General features: G+C 67.9%; 17 protein-coding genes. 4 read left to right on the top strand and 13 right to left on the bottom strand.

Annotated features, from left to right (window positions below; genetic code table 11):
• Positions 1 to 10: 10 nt before the first annotated feature.
• From CRT60_RS27155 to CRT60_RS27130, 6 genes are all read right to left on the bottom strand, one after another.
• Positions 11 to 619, bottom strand: coding sequence for a TetR/AcrR family transcriptional regulator (locus CRT60_RS27155; protein WP_098739613.1), 609 nt, complete (start codon positions 617 to 619; stop codon positions 11 to 13).
• A 241-nt stretch (positions 620 to 860) separates the two neighbouring features.
• Positions 861 to 2,309, bottom strand: coding sequence for a BON domain-containing protein (locus CRT60_RS27150; RefSeq protein ID WP_098739612.1), 1,449 nt, complete (start codon positions 2,307 to 2,309; stop codon positions 861 to 863).
• Positions 2,310 to 2,575: 266 nt separating this feature from the next.
• On the bottom strand, positions 2,576 to 2,977 hold the full coding sequence (locus CRT60_RS27145) for a response regulator (protein ID WP_098739611.1): 402 nt from the start codon (positions 2,975 to 2,977) through the stop codon (positions 2,576 to 2,578).
• A 71-nt stretch (positions 2,978 to 3,048) separates the two neighbouring features.
• Positions 3,049 to 3,387 carry an STAS domain-containing protein gene (locus tag CRT60_RS27140; protein WP_098739610.1) on the bottom strand — a complete coding sequence of 113 codons (339 nt, stop codon included), beginning with the start codon at positions 3,385 to 3,387 and terminating at the stop codon, positions 3,049 to 3,051.
• 155 nt (positions 3,388 to 3,542) lie between these two features.
• On the bottom strand, positions 3,543 to 4,583 hold the full coding sequence (locus CRT60_RS27135) for an ABC transporter substrate-binding protein (protein ID WP_098739609.1): 1,041 nt from the start codon (positions 4,581 to 4,583) through the stop codon (positions 3,543 to 3,545).
• Between the two features lie 221 nt (positions 4,584 to 4,804).
• Entirely contained in the window at positions 4,805 to 5,590 is a 786-nt protein-coding gene (locus CRT60_RS27130; protein ID WP_244592780.1) for a tetratricopeptide repeat protein, read from the bottom strand.
• Positions 5,591 to 5,850: 260 nt separating this feature from the next.
• On the opposite strand from CRT60_RS27130, the gene CRT60_RS27125 reads away from it, so the two are divergent.
• Entirely contained in the window at positions 5,851 to 6,282 is a 432-nt protein-coding gene (locus CRT60_RS27125; RefSeq protein WP_161958129.1) for an ATP-binding protein, read from the top strand.
• Positions 6,283 to 6,661: 379 nt separating this feature from the next.
• Positions 6,662 to 6,847 carry a hypothetical protein gene (locus CRT60_RS35870; protein ID WP_143273396.1) on the top strand — a complete coding sequence of 62 codons (186 nt, stop codon included), beginning with the start codon at positions 6,662 to 6,664 and terminating at the stop codon, positions 6,845 to 6,847.
• A 60-nt stretch (positions 6,848 to 6,907) separates the two neighbouring features.
• On the opposite strand, the gene CRT60_RS27120 is transcribed toward CRT60_RS35870, so the two are convergent.
• Positions 6,908 to 7,090 carry a hypothetical protein gene (locus tag CRT60_RS27120; protein WP_098739607.1) on the bottom strand — a complete coding sequence of 61 codons (183 nt, stop codon included), beginning with the start codon at positions 7,088 to 7,090 and terminating at the stop codon, positions 6,908 to 6,910.
• Between the two features lie 426 nt (positions 7,091 to 7,516).
• Between CRT60_RS27120 and CRT60_RS27110 the strand changes: the two genes are divergently transcribed.
• Positions 7,517 to 7,684, top strand: a complete 168-nt coding sequence (locus tag CRT60_RS27110; protein WP_098739605.1) for an RcnB family protein — start codon at positions 7,517 to 7,519, stop codon at positions 7,682 to 7,684.
• 117 nt (positions 7,685 to 7,801) lie between these two features.
• Here CRT60_RS27110 and CRT60_RS27105 read toward each other — a convergent pair whose 3' ends face one another.
• Complete coding sequence (locus CRT60_RS27105) at positions 7,802 to 9,688, bottom strand: response regulator (protein WP_098739604.1); 1,887 nt, start codon at positions 9,686 to 9,688, stop codon at positions 7,802 to 7,804.
• 8 nt (positions 9,689 to 9,696) lie between these two features.
• Positions 9,697 to 12,276, bottom strand: coding sequence for a response regulator (locus CRT60_RS27100; RefSeq protein ID WP_098739603.1), 2,580 nt, complete (start codon positions 12,274 to 12,276; stop codon positions 9,697 to 9,699).
• Between the two features lie 232 nt (positions 12,277 to 12,508).
• On the opposite strand from CRT60_RS27100, the gene CRT60_RS27095 reads away from it, so the two are divergent.
• Positions 12,509 to 12,874, top strand: coding sequence for a cupin domain-containing protein (locus tag CRT60_RS27095; protein ID WP_204562101.1), 366 nt, complete (start codon positions 12,509 to 12,511; stop codon positions 12,872 to 12,874).
• An 8-nt stretch (positions 12,875 to 12,882) separates the two neighbouring features.
• Here CRT60_RS27095 and CRT60_RS27090 read toward each other — a convergent pair whose 3' ends face one another.
• The 4 genes from CRT60_RS27090 to betA form a co-directional block, all read right to left on the bottom strand.
• Positions 12,883 to 13,395, bottom strand: a complete 513-nt coding sequence (locus tag CRT60_RS27090) for a hypothetical protein (protein ID WP_098739602.1) — start codon at positions 13,393 to 13,395, stop codon at positions 12,883 to 12,885.
• Positions 13,396 to 13,551: 156 nt separating this feature from the next.
• On the bottom strand, positions 13,552 to 13,974 hold the full coding sequence (gene ndk, locus CRT60_RS27085) for a nucleoside-diphosphate kinase (RefSeq protein ID WP_012974418.1): 423 nt from the start codon (positions 13,972 to 13,974) through the stop codon (positions 13,552 to 13,554).
• Between the two features lie 220 nt (positions 13,975 to 14,194).
• Complete coding sequence (locus CRT60_RS27080) at positions 14,195 to 15,181, bottom strand: choline ABC transporter substrate-binding protein (protein ID WP_098739601.1); 987 nt, start codon at positions 15,179 to 15,181, stop codon at positions 14,195 to 14,197.
• Between the two features lie 59 nt (positions 15,182 to 15,240).
• Complete coding sequence (gene betA / locus CRT60_RS27075) at positions 15,241 to 17,016, bottom strand: choline dehydrogenase (protein ID WP_425290419.1); 1,776 nt, start codon at positions 17,014 to 17,016, stop codon at positions 15,241 to 15,243.
• Positions 17,017 to 17,026: the final 10 nt, after the last annotated feature.

Genomic DNA, 17,026 nt, shown 5'->3' with positions numbered 1-17,026 from the left:
CGGCACAGGCTTAGATAAAGGGGGGCAGATTGGTGATGCCGGACATCAGGATATCGATGACGGAGCGCTCCAGCGCCTCGCGCGGGCGTTCGCCAAGCTGCATGATCCCGCCGCGGACCATGCCGATGATCAACAGCGGCACGACCTCCAGGTCGATCTTGCGGAACTCGCCGGACGCCATGCCGTCGGCCAGCACCTGCTGCAACGCGGTGGCGGTGCGCTGGCTGCGGCGGCGCAGGATGCGGCGGGTGCGGTCGGCCAGATCGGACTGGTCGCCGCCCAGCAGCTTCAGCGTCTGCAACTGCTCGCTCAAGGTGTCGACCAGGGCCGAGACCATGGCGGACAGCCGGACCGACGCCGGCACCTGCTGCGGTGCCAGTTCGGCGTTCAGCTTGTGCTCCAGCCCGCCCAGCGCGCGTTCCAGCGATTCCAGATACAGCTCTTCCTTGGAGGGGAAGTAGCGATAGAGCGTGGCCTTGCCCACGCCGGCCCTTTTCGCCACCTCTTCCACCTGGACCGAGGCATAATCGCGGCCGGCGAAAAGCTCCGCCGCGGCGTTGAGGATCACCTCGCGCCGCCGAGCGCGCCAGTCGGGTATCTCTTCCGCATCAAGAGGCATGAATGGAACTCACGGGTTTCAAAAACTGACGATAGTCGAGATCCTTAGAGTGTCAAGGAACCTGTTTCCAATAAAAATGAATTCGCCGTCATGTGGGGGAACTGTTTCCTTTCCATGACCGGAACGGGCGGATTGACGGTCCCGAGAACGTAAAAAGGCGCGAAGCCCGACCCGCCCAGGGGGGAATTACCTGGGGGGCCGGGCTTCGCGCCCATTCAATCCAGAGCGGTGAAGCCGGGCGTCAGCTCCGCGTGGTGGTGGTGCGGCCGATGCCGGTCGAGCCGGTCACGCCGGTGGTGGAGCCGGCCATCGAACCGGTGCCCGCCGACGCGCCGGCCGGGCCGCCGACGGTGCCGGCACTGGTGGTGTCGGAACCCTGGAGGCCGCCTGTCGTCCCGCTCATCGACGAGGACGTGCCGCCGGGGGTCGAGCCGGTGCCCGCACTCGCCATCGCCGAGGCGCCTGCGCCGGTCGAACTGCCCCAGCTCGAGCCGCCCTGGCTTCCGGCCTGAGCCCGGACGCGCAGGTTGTTCTGCACATGCGACACGCCGGAAACGGACTCGGCGACATCCTCGGCCCGGCGCTTGGTGTTGCGGTCGGGAACCATGCCGGTCAGCGTCACCTCGCCGCCGCTGACCGCCACCTCGATGTCGGAGGCGTCGATGTAGGCGTCGTCGGTCAGCCGGTCGCTGACATCCTCGCGCACACGCTCGTCGGACCGGCTGTAGCCGCGCGGGCCACGGCCGCGATGCTGGGAGGCGCGCGTCTGGTCCTCGTGACGGCGGCGTTCCGCATCGTCGTCGCCGAACCACGAGGCGATCTCGTCTCCGGCCTGCTCCCAGAAGCCCCGCTGCTCGCCCCGGCCACGGTTCTCGCCATAGCCGCGGCCTTCCTGGCTGCGGTACATGGCCCCGCGATCCTCACCCCAGGATCGGTTGCGGTAATCGTCGCGGCCATAGCCTGCACCATAGCTGGTGGAGGAACTGCCGCCGAGATCGCGCCGGCTCCAGTCGCCACGGTTCCAATCGCCACGGTCGCGGCCTGATTCGTAACCGCCGCCATAACCGCTGGATTGGGGACCGTAAGCGCGGGACCCGTAATCGCGGTTGCGGTCGTCGCTGCTTCCGGAGCTGCGGTCGCCGTAATTCCGCTCGCCATAGGGGCGGACGCCATAATCGCGGTCACGGTAATCGGCACTGCCGACATCCCGGCTGGTGTAGTTGCCTTCTGTTCCGGCATTGCCGGCACCGGCATAGCCGCTGGAACCCGACCGGCCGCCATAGCCGGCACCATAGCCGCCGCGGCTCATATCGCGCCCGCCGCCGAAGTTGCGATCATAGACCCGCTCCATCTCGCGGGAATTGTCGCGGCGGCTGTCGTCATAGTGGGAATCGCGGCCGTAACCGCCCGATTCGTTGCCGACGCGCCCACCATAGCCGGCATCGCGGTAGTCACGGCCCTGCTCGTCCTGATGGCGGTGGGCCTGGGTGCGATACATGCTCTCGTGCTGGCGACTGTCGTCCCCGCTCTGGGCCCGGTTCCAGTCACCTCCCTGTTCACGGCTCCGGTCCTGGCCATAGACGCCGGTGCGGCTGGGCCCCTCGCCCCAATCGCGGTGCCGGTTGGGTTCACGGTCCTCGTCGCGCCAGTCGCGGCCCTCGCCTCGCCACCGATTCTCGTACTGCGCCATAGTGGTCGGCTCCCTCTTTTCAGGATTCTTGAATGGGCGGGCGGCGTCACGCATGGCGTCGCCACGCCCGTCTGTCCCGATCAACAGGGTCGGTCAAACGGCGTTCCGGAAATTCAGCGGCCGGTGCCAGGGAAAACGGAGAGTTCTGGCACGGGGCTTGCGAAGGGAACCGCGGTTGGTTCCACGCATCACTTACGGCTTCGGCGCTTCATGCACCGAAGCCGTTTTCTTTTGCGCCCTTTTATTGGGCAGACACTTCAATCTGCTTAATTTGGCAGCGACTGGTCGAGCAGACGGGCAACCGCAGCCCCCAACTCCTCGTTGAGGAACGGTTTGTAGATGATCTCATCCGCATTGAACATTCGTGTCATCTTCAGCAGATAGCCGGCCGGCATGTTGGGTGCGCCGCCGGACATGGCGAGGATCTTCACGTCCGGCTGGGTGCTGCGGGCGGCCTTGATCAGTTCGATCCCGTCCACCTCCGGCATCAGCACGTCGGTGACGATCAGGTCGAAACTGCGGCGGTCGAGGGCGCGGATCGCCGCCCGTCCGTTCTCCGCCTCCGTCACGTCGAAACCGCGCCCCTCAAGATATCCGGCGACGGACAGCCGCACGGCCGGCGAATCCTCGACGACCAGGATGTTGGGGCGATTGGCACTTCCCATCATGCACCCGGCTCCTTTTGGGAACCGCCTTATCGAAAAGCCGGCCGCAGCCGGCGGAAGTCTATGCGTGCCCCTCACCCACCCACTGCCGCGACGGCCGCAGCCGCGTCGGCATGGATCTGGAACAGGGACGAAAATCCGCTGACATCGAACATCTCGCGGATATTCGGCGCCATAGCGGACAGGACGATCGAGCCGCGCTTCGCCCGGGCCGCCTTGGCGGCGACCAGCAGGGACCGAAGCCCGGCCGAACTGATGTAGGCAAGCTGGGCCATATCGACAACGATCCGCGTGCCCTCATCGCCGATGGCGGACATCAGAACGCGTTCGAATTCGCCTGTGCTGCCGCTGTCGATGCGTCCGACCGGGTGCAGCACCGTGACGCCATTCTCTGTTCGCTCGGCAATGTGCATACCCGGCTCCCGCCACATCCTTCCAGGCCCCCGGTTATAGCATGCCGGCGGAGTACCGACGATGCCTTCGCAGTGCGGCAGGAACCGCGCTCGTTGCGCCTCGCCGCCATCCAGGGGAATGGCGCCTTATGGCGGGGCTGCTGGACGCGGGACGCTCACGACTCGATGATTTCGGCGAAGTTCAGCAGGCCGATGGGCGGGTAATATTCGAGAGCCCGCACGGTGGCCATGTTGATGATGACGGAGAAGCGCTTCAGCGTTTCCACAGGAATGTCCGCCGGGTCGGTCCGGTCGATCAGAATCTGCGCCGCCTTGAAGGCGGTGAAGCGGCCGATGCCGTAGGCACTGCTGGCCAGCGCCAGCATCGCCTTGTCGGTCCGCACGATCAGTTCGGTCGCCGAGAAGGTCGGCAGCCGCAGGCGCAACGCCTCCGCCGCGACGACGAAGCGGTTGTGAAAGGCGATGAAGGTGTCGGGACCGATGTACAGCACCTCCGCCCCGCGGGCCGCCACCCGGGCCAGCGCATCGGGAACTGCGGCGGCGACCGGCTCGCCACGGTCGTTCAGCGGCACCGGCTCCTCCACCAGCTCCAGCCCGCGCAACGCCATCTCCGCCCGCAGCCCCTCGACGGTGAGGACGGAATTGCGTTCCTGCGGGTTGTAGACGATGCCCATCCGCCTGATCGGGCGATAGGCCAGAATGGTGTTCAGTTGCACCGCGATGGGCGCGATGTGGATGGTGCCGGTGACGTTGCGCCCCGGCCGGCCGAGGTCGGGCACGATCTTCGCGTCCACCGGTGCGGCGACGAAGGTGAAGACCACCGGGATGTCGGTGACGTGGCGGCGCGGATCGGCATCGTCGTAGGGACCGACGATGCCGCGGGTCTGCGGCGTGCCGAAGCTGTAGACCAGATCGGGCCGGGTGTCCTTGATCTCCTCCACGATGGCCGGCAGCCGGGCGGGATCGCCGCCGGTGTCGCGGATGATATAATCGACCTTCAGTCCGTGGCGGGCCAGATAGTCCTTGAAGCCGCGTTCGTTGTCGCTCTCGCCCCGGCCAAGAACCATGGTGATGCGGAAGGCCGACACCGCCGCCGCAAGGGGAAAGGCGGGCAGCATTAGACCGCCGGCGGCAAGGCCCAGGAGAGAGCGGCGGCGGATGCCACGAAATTCGTCTTCGAAGCGCATCGTGGTCATGCCTCCCGCGGCCGGGCCGCGGGGGCGGCCGGGCCGAGCGCACCGCCCAGCCTCATGGCACGCCGCCGTCATGAGACGCCGATGAATCAGGCACGAGCCGCCCAAAGCTCCATCGTCATCCGCAGGGTGCCACCCATCAGATGAACCGCGATTCTGCAGGAGCTTGCAAGCGGTTTTCCGGCTTGTCCTAATATATCAAGCCAGCGGCCATCTGGACGGCCTCAGCCGGGGGGCATTGCGCCGGCATGGGCGCTCTGCTTCGGGATTTCCTGCATGCGGCGCTGCTCCGGCCGCCATGGTGCCGCGTCGTCTTCGTCCTCCCCGGCGTCCGGCCAGTCGAGGGACAGGTCCGGGCGCAGGTCGGGGAGGACGGTTTGCCGCAGTTCGGCCAGGGCCACCAGCGCATCGCGGTCGCCGGCCGCTGCTGCCGCCTGAAGCCAAAGGGCGGCTTCGGCCGGATCGCGGGCGGCGCCGACTCCCTCGCGCAGGCACAGGCCAAGGCGGTATTGCGCGGCAGGATGCCCCTGTTCGGCAGCGGCACGCAGCCAACGCACCGCTTCGATCTCGTCACGGTCGACGCCGCGGCCGTCGAGCAGCAGCAGGGCGAGGTTGACCTGGGCGGGAGCGGAGTGCTGGAGCGCGGCAAGCCGGTACCACAGCGCCGCCTTGGCCGGATCGCAGGGCACGCCGGCGCCATGCTCGTGCATGTAGCCCAGATTGTTCTGCGCACCGACGTCGCCCTTGGCGGCGGCACGGCGATACCAGGACACCGCCCGGCGCGGATCGGGCGGCACGCCGATGCCGTTGGCGAGCAGGAAGGCCAGCATGGTCTGCGCCGCGACATGGCCCTGGCGGGCAGCCCGGCGGTACCAGGAAACGGAAGCGGCAACGTCGGCCGTCCGCACGGCCTCCGCCAGCCGGTATTGCGCGTCGCTGTCGCCCAGTTCGGCCTTCATCCGGGTCCAGAGCGTGGGCGTGGCAAGCATGGGCTTGGCAAGCATGGACATGGCGCCGGCACCTTCGTCGATTGTCCCCCCGGGGTTCCGTTCCACCAACACCGCGCGAATCGGCTTTATTCCGGTCGCCGCAGCGTTGTGGCCGAACCCCTTCGCCCGAGTCTGTCCCCCTGCCGCCGCCGGTTCAACCTCCCCAGCCGGCGGTCGAGGAATTGTCACGCCGACGCCATCGGTTAAGAATGACCATCCCTTCGCGCCCCCGTGATACCCGGAGGCATAAGGGAAAAAGTGGAGTCGGGAGGCGAGCGCGAATGGACGGAAAAGCGGCGAACCGCCTGGAGGTGGTCCTGCGCAGCGAACTGTCGGAACTCGGCCGGCTGGCCGCTGCGGTGGAGGACTTCATCGCGCGCAACCAGCTGCCCCCCGACCTCGCCTTCCGCTTCACGCTCTGCCTCGATGAACTCGTCACCAACATCGTCTCCCATGGCCGCGGCGGTGCCGGCGGGCATGGCATCCGGGTGCGGCTGGAAACCGATGGGCTGGAGCTGCGGGCGGAGGTGGAGGACGATGCCGACGCCTTCGACCCCTTCGCCAAGGCCCCGTCGCCCGACCTCGGCGGCGATCTGGAGACCCGGCGGGTTGGCGGGCTGGGCATCTTTCTGGTCGGCAGAATGATGGACCGCGCCAGCCACCGGCGCGAAGACGGCCGTAACCTGACTCTGCTCGCCAGGCGCATCGGCTGACCGTCGACGGTATAGCGCAACCGCAAAGAGCAGCCTCGGGACAATCCCGCTTCAAAAAATCTACATGGAAGCCTTGTCCGTCTCGAACTCCGATCCAAGCGGCGCCGTGAACGCCAAGTCCCCAATATTGACAGGGTCATACAGATGGACTGGCGAACCTTACATGCTTTTCATCAAATGTCGGCGAGTTGCCGCCCATGACAATCCGGCAAAGCAGAGCGTTTCGCTCTGCAACAAACCGACACATGACAAGGGGGGCAAATTCTTGCACTATTATGGATAGCCCAAGGTTGCGGCTGGGACCGGCCGTTCGGGTAAGCCGACGCTGACCGGGGCAGGAACATGGAAGGCGGACGCTAACGTGTGGAGTCGACGCATCATGACAGGGACGCAGTGCCAAGAGGCACGGCTGCGCCTTGGCTGGTCGACACGGATGCTGGCGAACAAGGCTGGCGTTCCGTGGTACGCCGTGATGAACCTCGATTACGGCACGGGGGAAGTCGACCCGGCCATCGTCGACGCGCTCGCCCGCGCCTTCAAGCAGGCGGGTCTGGAGCTGCGGTAATGGAGGGCCCCTCTCCCGGGACGGGAGAAGGGCCAGTCTGCACTCCGCCAACTCATTCCCTCAGCTCGTTTTTCCGGCCTTGCCCTTCTCCGCCGGGCGGTCGATGTGCTTGGCCGATTCGGTGTCGGGGGTGATCGGCTTGCCGGTGTCGGAGACTTCCCTGGCCGCCTCAAGCGGGTCGGCGATGTCGCGGTCGGGCTCGTTGGACAGGATCTTGCCGCTGTCGGGTTTCTGGTCTGCCATGGAATCACTCCTTCCGTCGGATGAGTCCATCACAACAGGCGGCTGCCGACATTTGTCCCGGATACACTCTGTTACCGAATCCATGACCGCCGGACACAGGCCGGCAACGATAGGTCGCCATCCTGATCGTCATGGACGCCCCCCGGCCAAGACCGGGGCGCGCCGGATGCGATAGGATGGACAGCATGAAAAAGACCCTGCTCGCCGTGGCCGCCGCTATCCTCGCCGTCACCGCGGCGACCGGCACGCCAGCGATGGCCCAGGGATGGCCAGCCCGGCCCGGACGACCGCCCGCCCGGCCACCAGTACCCGCAGCCGCAGCAACCCCGCGGGTACGATCATGGCCCGCGCTACGAGCACCCCGGCCGTCAGCCGGACCACCGCCCCGGTCCGCCGAAGGCGTATGGCTGGCGGGCGGGCGAGCGTCTGCCGCAGGAGTGGCGCGCGCCGCGTCATGTGATCGCACGCCCCGCCGCCTACCACCTGCACCGCCCGCCGCGGGGCCATCGCTGGGTTCGCGTCAACCATGACGCCGTGTTGGTCGTTTCCGCCACCGGCATCATCGTGGAGATCATGCCCGGCCTGTTCCGCTGACCGGGCCTCCCGCCGCTAGAGTGTGATCGGTTCAAGCGGAATCGCTTGAAGCGTGAATCACACGGAAAACCAAAAGCTTAGAGTTTGTCTGGTGCTTAAGTAAGCATCAGACAAACTCTAATCCCCGAAGCCCTTCTGCGCCAGGACCAGGAAGATCTTCTCCTCCAACTGGTCGGGCGTGAAGGGCTTGGCGATGTAGCCGCTGACCTGATGGGCCAGCGCCTTCTTCACCGCATCCAGCGTCGCCAGCGCCGTGACCATGAGGAAAGGCAGGTCGCTGCGGGTCTCGCGCACCTGCTTCAGCAGGTCGAGGCCGCTCAGCCGCGGCATCATCCAGTCGCAGACGATCAGGTCATAGGCCGCACCATCGGCCTGGAAGCGCTCCAGCGCCTCCTGGCCGTCGGCGGCGGTGACGATGTGGCCGATGCCCAGTTCCCGCAGGACGGAGGTGACGAAGGCGCGCGGCCCGGCCTCGTCATCCACCACCAGGACACGGTGGGAGGACAGGTCGATGAAGGGCACGCCGACCATGCCCAGCGCCTGCCGCAGCCAGTTGGCACGCGCCAGCCGTTCCTTCGGCCCCGGCGCGTTCAGCAGGACATGGCGGACGAAACGCGGCCGGTGGCAGTGGCGGTAGAGCACCCGGGCCACCGCCAGCCGGCTCTTGCCGGAGCAGAAGGCCCCCTCTCCCGCCAGCCGGACGATGTCGAGCACGGTGTCGGCCGGTGCATCGTCCTTGGCCTGGATCAAGGCTGTCAGCACGCGTTGGGTGCGCAGGAAGGCGTTCTGGATGTCGTCGAGCTGGCCGCCGAGATACTCGCGCTCCTCGTCGGGGAAGGCGCTGGACAGCACGAGGCGCTGAACCTCCGCCAGCCCCTTCAGCTTCTCGTTCCGGTCCTTCCAGCAGTCCAGCAGCCGGCCGGCGAAGTCGCGGCTGTCGAAGAAGCTCTTCAGGTAATCGGCCACCGCCTTGGCCGCTGTGGGCGACAGCGGCATCTTCTGGAGCACGAACAGGATGCGCAGCTTCTGCACGAAGTTGCGGCCACGGGTGATCTCCGGGACCGTGTCCTCGTTGACCAGCAGGGCGGTGCGGCGTTGCAGAGCCGCCTCCGTCCGCGCACCGCCGACATAGGCGCCTTCGCGGTCGCGCAGGCGGGCGGACAGGTCGCTCAGCGCCAGAATCTCGCGCTGCACCGCCTCGATGCCGAACATGTCGCCGGCGCTGGCGATGGTGAAGCAGGCCGGCTTGGCCATCTCGCGGCGGAAGGCGGCGGCCAGCGCGTCGCGCAGGCCCGGCATCGGCACCCGGCGCATCAGCGCGTCGAGCCGGCGGAACACCGATGGAGCGTCGTCCGCCATTGGCCGGTCGGTGGCGATCAGCGTCACGATCAGGTCGATCAGGGTGGTGAAGGGGGCATCCCGCGCGCAGGACGCGGTGCCGGCGTCGCTCAGCAGGATCTCTCCCAGCAGCCGCTCAACCGGCGTCAGCGCATCGGGATGCTCGGTGGTCTCGGCAAGGTTCAGCAGCGCCTCCGCCTTCTCGGCGAAGCTGCGGCAGACGGCGATGTGCTGGGTGACGGCGGCGTCGAGCAGGAAACGGCCAAGGAAGCCGCCGGCGGACAGCAGCTCCGCCGCCGTACCGGGATAGTCGGCGGACAGGAAGTCGGGCGGCGGATGTTCCTTCACCCGCTCGCGCGTCAGCCGGGCGATCTCGTTGACCAGCGGCGTCATGCCACCCTTCCGGTCCATCGCCCGTTCGGCCTGGGTCAGGATGGCGACGAAGGTGGCGGTGTTGGACAGCCCGGTCTGGTGGCGCGGGTGGTGCAGCAGCTCCGTCGCGGTCAGCGCGTTCTCGTCGAGGAAGCGGCGGCAGAAGCGGCCGACCCCGTCCCGGCCGGCCGGGGTATAGAAATCGGCGGGCTCGCGGCAGGCGGCGGGGGCGGAACCCTCCGCCTCTTCCAGCGTCGGTTCCGCAACGGGGGTGTCGTGGCGGGACTCCTCCATCGCCGCCCTCACAGAGCCAACAGGTCGCGGAGCGCGCTGAGCAGCCGCTCGGGCGCCACCGGCTTCATCACGATCTGCCGCCCCTCCTGCGCCGTCAGCCCGGCCGCCGTCTCGCGCGAGGCATAGCCGGTCAGGAACAGGATGGGCAGAAGCTGGTTGCGGCTCTCCAGTTCGCGGGCCAAGTCCAGCCCGTTCATCCGCGGCATCGACACGTCGCTGACCACCGCATCGAACAGACCGCCGGCCTCGTCGTACCGGGTCAGCGCCTCCTGCCCGTCGGATGCCTCCACCACCGTGCAGCCGGCTTCCTCCAGCACGAGGCGGAGATAGCGGCGCACCGAGTCCTCGTCATCGACCAGCAGGATGACCGCCCCCTCCCCCTCCGCGACCTGCAAGGGGTCGAGCCCGACCGGGGATGCCGGCGGTTCGACGGCGGGCAGATAGAGCGCGAAGGTGGCGCCCTGCCCCTCCTCGCCCTCCAGTTCGACCGCGCCGCCCGACTGCTGCGCCGTGCCATAGACCATCCACAGGCCGAGCCCGGTGCCCTTCCCCGGTTCCTTGGTGGTGAAGAAGGGCTCCCAGACGCGGTCGCGGATCTCCGCCGGCACACCCGCCCCCTGGTCGCTGACGCGGATCGCGACGTAGCGGCCCGGCTTCAGGCCGCGGTGACGGGCGAAGAAGGCGTCGTCCGGCGTCTCCACCGCCAGGGCGATGGTCAGGGTGCCGCCGTGAGGCATGGCATCGCGCCCGTTCAGCGCGAGGTTCAGCAGAGCCTGGTTCAGCGTCACCGGGTTGACCAGCGCGTGCGCGCTTTCGTCAGCGGCCAGGATCGCCACGTCGATGCCGGCGCTGAGCAGAGGTTTCAGGAAGACGCGCAGGTCGCGCACCAGCGGGGCGACGGCGACCACCTCGCGCTCGTCGGTCACCCGGCGGTGGGAGAAGTCCAGAAGCTGCGCGGTCAGCGCCGCCGCCCGTTCGGACGCCTTGGCGATCTCCTGCACGCAGGTCAGCACGCGGTCGGGATCGGCCGGGTTGCGCTCCGCCAGCCGGGCGAAGCCGCCGATGGCGGTCAGCATGTTGTTGAACTCATGGGCGATGCCGCCGGCCATGCGGCCCACCGCCTCCATCTTCTGGGCGCGCTGAAGCTCGCCCTCCACCCGGCGGCGGTCGGTGATGTCGTTCATCACCAGCAGCACCGCCGGCCCACCGCCATAGACGGCCTGACTGGCCGCGACCTCCAGCCGGCGGCGCTCGCCGGTCGGGCGCAGAGCGTCGCATTCCAGCCGGCGCTCCTCCCCCTCGGCAGCGGCGGCGAGCGTCGCGGCCAGCGCATCGCCTTCCGCCAGAAATCCGGCGAGCAGTTGGCCTTCCAGCGCATCGGCGGCGACGCCGAGGATCGCCGCGGCGGCCCCGTTGGCGAAGCGGATGGCGGTGCAGTCCCAGATGACGATGCCATAGGGCGCCAGTTCGACGAGCTGGCGGTAACGCAACTCGCTCTCGCGCAGGGCGCCGACGGTCTGTTCCAGCCGGGCGGTCTGGCCGGCCAGTTGCTCTTCCCGCGTTTTCAGCTCGGTGATGTCCATCAGGATCTTCACCACGCCGCCGGTGCCGGTGGCATGCTCGCTGATGCGGTACCAGCGCCCGTCGGACAGCCGGCCGTCGACCGGGGTGGAGTGCTGGAGATGGCGGGTCAGCCGCTGCTCCACCCAGGCGCCGATGTCACCCTCCCCCTCATACCCGCCGCGCTCGGCAGCGGCGCGCAGGATCTCGGCGAAGCTGCGGCCGGGGGTCAGCATGTCGGCGATGGTGGGATAGGCGCGGCGATACTGCTCGTTGCAGATCAGCAGCCGGCCATCGGCGCTGAACAGCACGAATCCTTCCGACACGCTGTCGATGGCGTCATGCACCACCGCCTGCATGAAACGCGCCTCCACCAGCGCCAGCGTCTCGGCGGTGGCATCGACGCCGCAGCCGCGATAGCCGCGGAAGCGTCCATCGGCGCTGCGCACCGGCACGGCGCTGAGCCGCAGCACGAGGTCGCGCCCGTCCACCCCCTCGAAGCTCACCTCCAGGTCGCGGAAGGCCCGGCCGGCCTCGATATCGGCACGGTATTCGGCCCAGGTCGTCTCGTCGGCGACCAGCACCCCAAGGTCGAGAAGGGAATCGCCGAACACCGTCCGCGGGTCGCAACCGAGCAGCACGGTGAGCCCGCCCGACAGCGCGAGATAGCGGTGGTCCGACCCGGTTTCCCAGAACCAGCCGGGCGTCACGGCAGCGAAGTCGCGGGAGCGGTCGCGCAGCCCTTCCAGTTCGTCCGCCGCCCGGCGCAGAGCGGCGTCGGAACGGGCCAGAGCGGTGGCGGCGGCCCCGGCGCGCCGGGCGCTCCACAGGGCCAGACCTCCGGCAGCGGCCAGCGCGCCGGCGACCGGCCAGCCGACCTGCCCGCTTGCAGACAGCGCCGCCAGGGTGCCGATGCCGGTTAGCCCGGCCAGCAGGCCTGGAAGGGACGCGGAAAGACCCGACGGACCGGACACCGGTCTGGCGGCACCCCCGGTGGGATGCGGTCGGTCGGTGCCTGCAACGTCCACGGGGCCTCCGTCTGTCCGAAAGGGTGCCGGAAGAGTTGTTGTCCGGTGACATCATCACCGGATCGTCCCGTCTTAGGCTGTCAGGCGTTAACAGCAGGTTTAGTAGCTAAGCTTTCGCACAGCCGCGGCAGCCTGAAGCGGTAGGGGCGATGGAGAGGAGATCCGGGAGGCCGCAAAACACGTAAAAAACGGTTGCCGTTCCAAAGCCGGCCGGTTTCGAAAGGACCATGCCATGCCGCCGATGACCCCCAAGGCCATTCCCCCGGCCAACGCCGAGGGCACCCCGAAGGCAGACGTGATTACGTGGAGCGATCTGCCGGCCCAGACTGCCGAAGGGGTGGAGCGCCGCAGCCTTCCCGGCACCGGCGCATCGTTGAAGCACATCGTCATCAAGGCCGGCACGTCCGCCCCACGCCACGACCACCCTCACGAGCAGTTCGTCATCGTCGTGGAAGGCCGCGCCCTGCTGACCTGCGAAGCGGGGCCGGTGGATCTGCGGCCGGCCATGGTCATCCGCTTCGACCCCGGCGCCTGGCACAGCGCCGATTTCGTCGAGGATACCGTGCTGATCGAGGTGAATTTGAACCCGGCGGGGTGAGAGGGAGGTCAGGCGCCGATATCGATGTCGATCTCGTCGTCGTCTTCCGGAGCGCGGCCCAGCAGCAGGTCGGCAGCGTCGAGGGTCAGCGCCTCCACCTCCTCGATGCGCTCCTCGTCAGGCAGGCGCAGCGCGTGCATCAGCTGGGTCGCCAGATGGATCAGCATGGCGCGGACGCAGTCGTCTTCCGGATACTCAAGCGCAACCACGTCCTTCAGGAAGGCGCCGAGCTGGTCCGGCGAATTCCAGGGGTGGGTGATGACGGTCTCGAAGCCGCTGGTGCCGAGGAAGACGGAGTTGAGCGCGATGGCCTGACGGTTGATGCCGTCGACCGCCTCGTCCTGGTCGAGGTTGCCCTGGAGAACCTGATTGAAGGCGCCCAGGCTGAGGTCGATGAACTGGCCGACCAGCAGCCGCACCACGGATTCGTCGGACAGGTCGTTGCGGGCCTGCGGCTGGGTCAGCACCGGTAGCGGTTGCAGCAGCGCCGCGATGATCGGCTTTGCGGATTGGGATTCCATCGCGGGCAACTCCTGTCGGGATCGACCCCGGCATCTGCGGGGCAAAAGGTTCACGGCTTTCGATACTGCCAGAGCCTGACGCAAAACGCAAAAAAGGCCGCCCCCTCGCGGGAGCGGCCCTTTCGCCAGGCCTGACGGAAGGTCAGGCCCGAAGGATCAGCCCACCAGCTCGATGCCGGCGAAGAAGAAGGCGATCTCCTGGGCGGCGGTCTCCGGGGCGTCCGAACCGTGGACCGAGTTGGCCTCGATCGACTCGGCGAACTCCTTGCGGATGGTGCCCTCGGCGGCGTTGGCCGGGTTGGTGGCGCCCATGATCTCGCGGTTGCGGGCGATGGCGTTCTCGCCTTCCAGAACCTGCAGGACCACCGGACCGGAGATCATGAAGGAGACCAGATCGCCGAAGAACGGACGCTCGCGGTGCACGCCGTAGAACTGCTCGGCCTGGGCCTTCGACAGCTGGACGCGCTTCTGGGCAACGATGCGCAGGCCGCCGTCTTCGAACTTGGCGTTGATCTTGCCGGTCAGGTTGCGGCGGGTGGCATCGGGCTTGATGATCGAGAGGGTCCGTTCGACGGCCATGGTGGTGACTCCTGCGGGAATGGGGCTTTTCGCCGATTGAAAAACTCGCAGGCGCCGCCGGATGACCGGGGCGCCGGATGGGCGGCTTTATAGAGGCGCTTTCACGGCGCGGCAAGGCGTTCGTTTGGAGCCGGGCTTCCCGATCTTCGCAAAAAATACGGCCGCGCTGGCTTCCCAGCGCGGCCGGAGTCGAGGAGGCTTTGGGAAAGCAGGCGTCAGGTCAGGATTTGGCGGCACCCAGCTTGGCTTGGGCGGCGGCCAGACCGTCCTTGCCGTCCAGCGTGGTGACGCCGGACAGCCAGGTCTTCAGAATGGCGGGATTCTTCTTCAGCCAGTCGGCCGCCACCGCTTCGGGCTTGCGGCCGCCGTTCATGATGCCGTCCATCACCGAGTTTTCCATCTCCACGGTGAAGACCAGATTGGACAGGAACTTGCCGATGTTCGGGCATTCGGCGGCATAGCCCTTGCGCACGTTGGTGCTGACGGTGGCGCCGCCGTAATTCGGGCCGAACCAGTCGTCGCCGTCGGACAGATAGGTGATGTCCATCGTCTTGTTCATCGGATGCGGCGCCCAGCCGAGGAAGGCGATCCATTTCTTGGCCCGCACCGCCCGCTTCACCTCGGCCAGCATGCCGGCCTCGCTGGACTCGACCATCTTGAAGTCCTTCAGGCCGAAGGCGTCGGCCTTCAGCATCTTGTCGATGATCAGGTTGCCGTCGTTGCCGGCCTCGATGCCGTAGATCTTGCCGTCCAGCTTGTCCTTGTATTTCGCCAGATCCTTGAAGCTCTTCAGCCCGGCCTCGGCGGCGTAGGTGGGAACGGCCAGCGTGTATTTGGCGCCCTCCAGGTTGACGCGCGTCACCTCGACCGAACCGTCCTCCAGCACCGGCTTGATGAAGGTCTCCATGGTGGGCATCCAGTTGCCCAGGAACACGTCCAGCGACTTGGTCTTCAGCCCGAGATAGACGACCGGCACCGACGAGACGCTGGTGGTCGGCTTGTAGCCCAGCGATTCCAGCGTGACGGAGGCGAGCGCCGTCGTCGCCGCGATGTCGGTCCATCCCACGTCGCCGAACCGCACCGCCTTGCAGGAGGCCGGATCCGCAGCCTGTACCGTCCCGGCCGCCAGCATCAGGCCGACGGCCAGGGTGGAGAATTTGGCGGCGGAGAATTTACCGGCAGAAAATTTACCGAATGTCTTGGCCATGTCCCTGTTCTCCTTGCTTGTGGTTATCGTTGTCGTCTCTGTCGTGTTGGCTGCGGGTCTCAGGCCCGCCGCCGCTGGTCCTTCACCGGCTCCTTCTGTCGGATAGCGGCCTCGGCGACGTAATAGGGCACGTCGGCGCGCGGCAGCGGCGGACGGCCGCGCACCGCGTCGGCCAGCTTCTCCGCCATCATGATGGTGGGTGCGTTCAGGTTGCCGGTGATGATCCGCGGCATGATCGAGGCGTCGATGACGCGCAAGGACTCCAGCCCATGCACCCGGCCCTGGCCGTCCACCACCGCGCCGTCGTCGGTCCCCATCCGGCAGGTGCCGCAGGGGTGGTAGGCCGTCTCGGCGTGATGACGGACGAAGGCGTCGAGGTCGGCATCGGTGACGCACTCGGCGCCGGGGCTGATCTCCTCGCCGCGATAGGGGGCCAGGGCGCGCTGGCGCATGATGTCGCGGGTGATGCGGATGCCGGCCCGGAACTCCCGCCAGTCCTGCGGGTCGGCCATATAGTTGAACAGGATGCTCGGTGCCTGCCCCGGATCGCGGGAGCGGGCATTGACGCGACCCTTGCTGGGCGAGCGCATCGAGCCGACATGGGCCTGGAAGCCGTGCGCCTCCACCGCGTTGGTGCCGTTGTAGCTGATGGCGACGGGGAGGAAATGATACTGGATGTTGGGCCAGGGCACGTCGTCGCCGGTGCGGATGAAGCCGCCGGCCTCGAACTGGTTGCTGGCGCCGATGCCGGTCCCCAGGAACAGCCATTCGGCGCCGATGGCCGGCTGGTTCCACCATTTCAGCGCCGGATAGAGCGAGACCGGCTGGCGGCAGTGATACTGGATGTACATCTCCAGATGGTCCTGGAGATCCCCGCCGACGCCCGGCAGGTCGATCACCGTCTCCACCCCCAGCTCGCGCAGCAGCGGCGACGGCCCCACCCCCGACCGTTGCAGGATCGCCGGCGAGGCGATGGCCCCGGCGCACAGCAGCACCTCCCGCCGCGCCCGCGCCGTCACCGGCGTGCCGTTGCGCAGATAGGCGACGCCGACGGCGCGGCGTCCGTCGAACAGGATGCGGTCGGTCAGCGCGTGGGTGACGATGGTCAGCCCCGACCGCTCCCGCGCCCGGTCGAGATAGCCGCGCGCCGTGCTGCACCGCCGCCCCTGCGCCGTCACCGTGCGGTCCATCGGGCCGAAGCCCTCCTGGCGGTAGCCGTTCAGGTCGGCGGTGCGGCCGTAGCCGGCCTGCGCTCCGGCCTCCACCATCGCCTCGTAGAGCGGGTTGACGCCCGGCTTGGCGGTGGTGACGAACAGCGGGCCGTCACCGCCGTGATAGGCGTCGGGGCCGATGTCGCGCGTCTCCGCCTTGCGGAAATAGGGCAGGCAGTCGAGATAGCTCCAGTCCTCCAGACCCGGCAGCCCGGCCCAGCCGTCATAGTCCAGCGCGTTGCCGCGGATGTAGCACATGCCGTTGATCAGCGACGACCCGCCCAGCCCCTTGCCGCGCCCGCACTCCATCCGGCGGTTGTCCATGTGCGGCTCGGGTTCGGTCTCGTAAGCCCAGTTGTAGCGGCGGCCTTGCAGCGGGAAGGCCAGCGCCGCCGGCATCTGGGTGCGGTAGTCCAGCCGGTGGTCGGGTCCGCCGGCCTCCAGCAGCAGGACGCTGACTCCGGCATCCTCGGTCAGGCGGCAGGCCAGCACATTGCCCGCCGAACCGGCGCCGACGACGATGTAGTCATACTCATGCACCGCAGGGGCGAAGGAGGATATGGCGGCGGGCATGGCGGCGCCGTTCTCCGGCGCAGCGGCCCCGGAGGTCGGTTGGTTCGACATCGAACACCCC

Source organism: Azospirillum palustre (genome assembly GCF_002573965.1).
In the GTDB taxonomy this organism is placed as follows: Bacteria; Pseudomonadota; Alphaproteobacteria; order Azospirillales; family Azospirillaceae; genus Azospirillum; species Azospirillum palustre.
This window is presented reverse-complemented; position numbering and strand designations above follow the sequence as displayed.

Excerpts from the sequence above, each read along its gene's own strand:
- CRT60_RS27155 (WP_098739613.1), bottom strand. The coding sequence starts at position 619 with ATGCCTCTTGATGCGGAAGAGATACCCGACTGGCGCGCTCGGCGGCGC.
- CRT60_RS27150 (WP_098739612.1), bottom strand. The coding sequence starts at position 2,309 with ATGGCGCAGTACGAGAATCGGTGGCGAGGCGAGGGCCGCGACTGGCGC.
- CRT60_RS27145 (WP_098739611.1), bottom strand. The coding sequence starts at position 2,977 with ATGATGGGAAGTGCCAATCGCCCCAACATCCTGGTCGTCGAGGATTCG.
- CRT60_RS27140 (WP_098739610.1), bottom strand. The coding sequence starts at position 3,387 with ATGCACATTGCCGAGCGAACAGAGAATGGCGTCACGGTGCTGCACCCG.
- CRT60_RS27135 (WP_098739609.1), bottom strand. The coding sequence starts at position 4,583 with ATGACCACGATGCGCTTCGAAGACGAATTTCGTGGCATCCGCCGCCGC.
- CRT60_RS27130 (WP_244592780.1), bottom strand. The coding sequence starts at position 5,590 with ATGTCCATGCTTGCCAAGCCCATGCTTGCCACGCCCACGCTCTGGACC.
- CRT60_RS27125 (WP_161958129.1), top strand. The coding sequence starts at position 5,851 with ATGGACGGAAAAGCGGCGAACCGCCTGGAGGTGGTCCTGCGCAGCGAA.
- CRT60_RS35870 (WP_143273396.1), top strand. The coding sequence starts at position 6,662 with ATGACAGGGACGCAGTGCCAAGAGGCACGGCTGCGCCTTGGCTGGTCG.
- CRT60_RS27120 (WP_098739607.1), bottom strand. The coding sequence starts at position 7,090 with ATGGCAGACCAGAAACCCGACAGCGGCAAGATCCTGTCCAACGAGCCC.
- CRT60_RS27105 (WP_098739604.1), bottom strand. The coding sequence starts at position 9,688 with ATGGAGGAGTCCCGCCACGACACCCCCGTTGCGGAACCGACGCTGGAA.
- CRT60_RS27095 (WP_204562101.1), top strand. The coding sequence starts at position 12,509 with ATGCCGCCGATGACCCCCAAGGCCATTCCCCCGGCCAACGCCGAGGGC.
- CRT60_RS27090 (WP_098739602.1), bottom strand. The coding sequence starts at position 13,395 with ATGGAATCCCAATCCGCAAAGCCGATCATCGCGGCGCTGCTGCAACCG.
- ndk (WP_012974418.1), bottom strand. The coding sequence starts at position 13,974 with ATGGCCGTCGAACGGACCCTCTCGATCATCAAGCCCGATGCCACCCGC.
- CRT60_RS27080 (WP_098739601.1), bottom strand. The coding sequence starts at position 15,181 with ATGGCCAAGACATTCGGTAAATTTTCTGCCGGTAAATTCTCCGCCGCC.
- betA (WP_425290419.1), bottom strand. The coding sequence starts at position 17,016 with ATGTCGAACCAACCGACCTCCGGGGCCGCTGCGCCGGAGAACGGCGCC.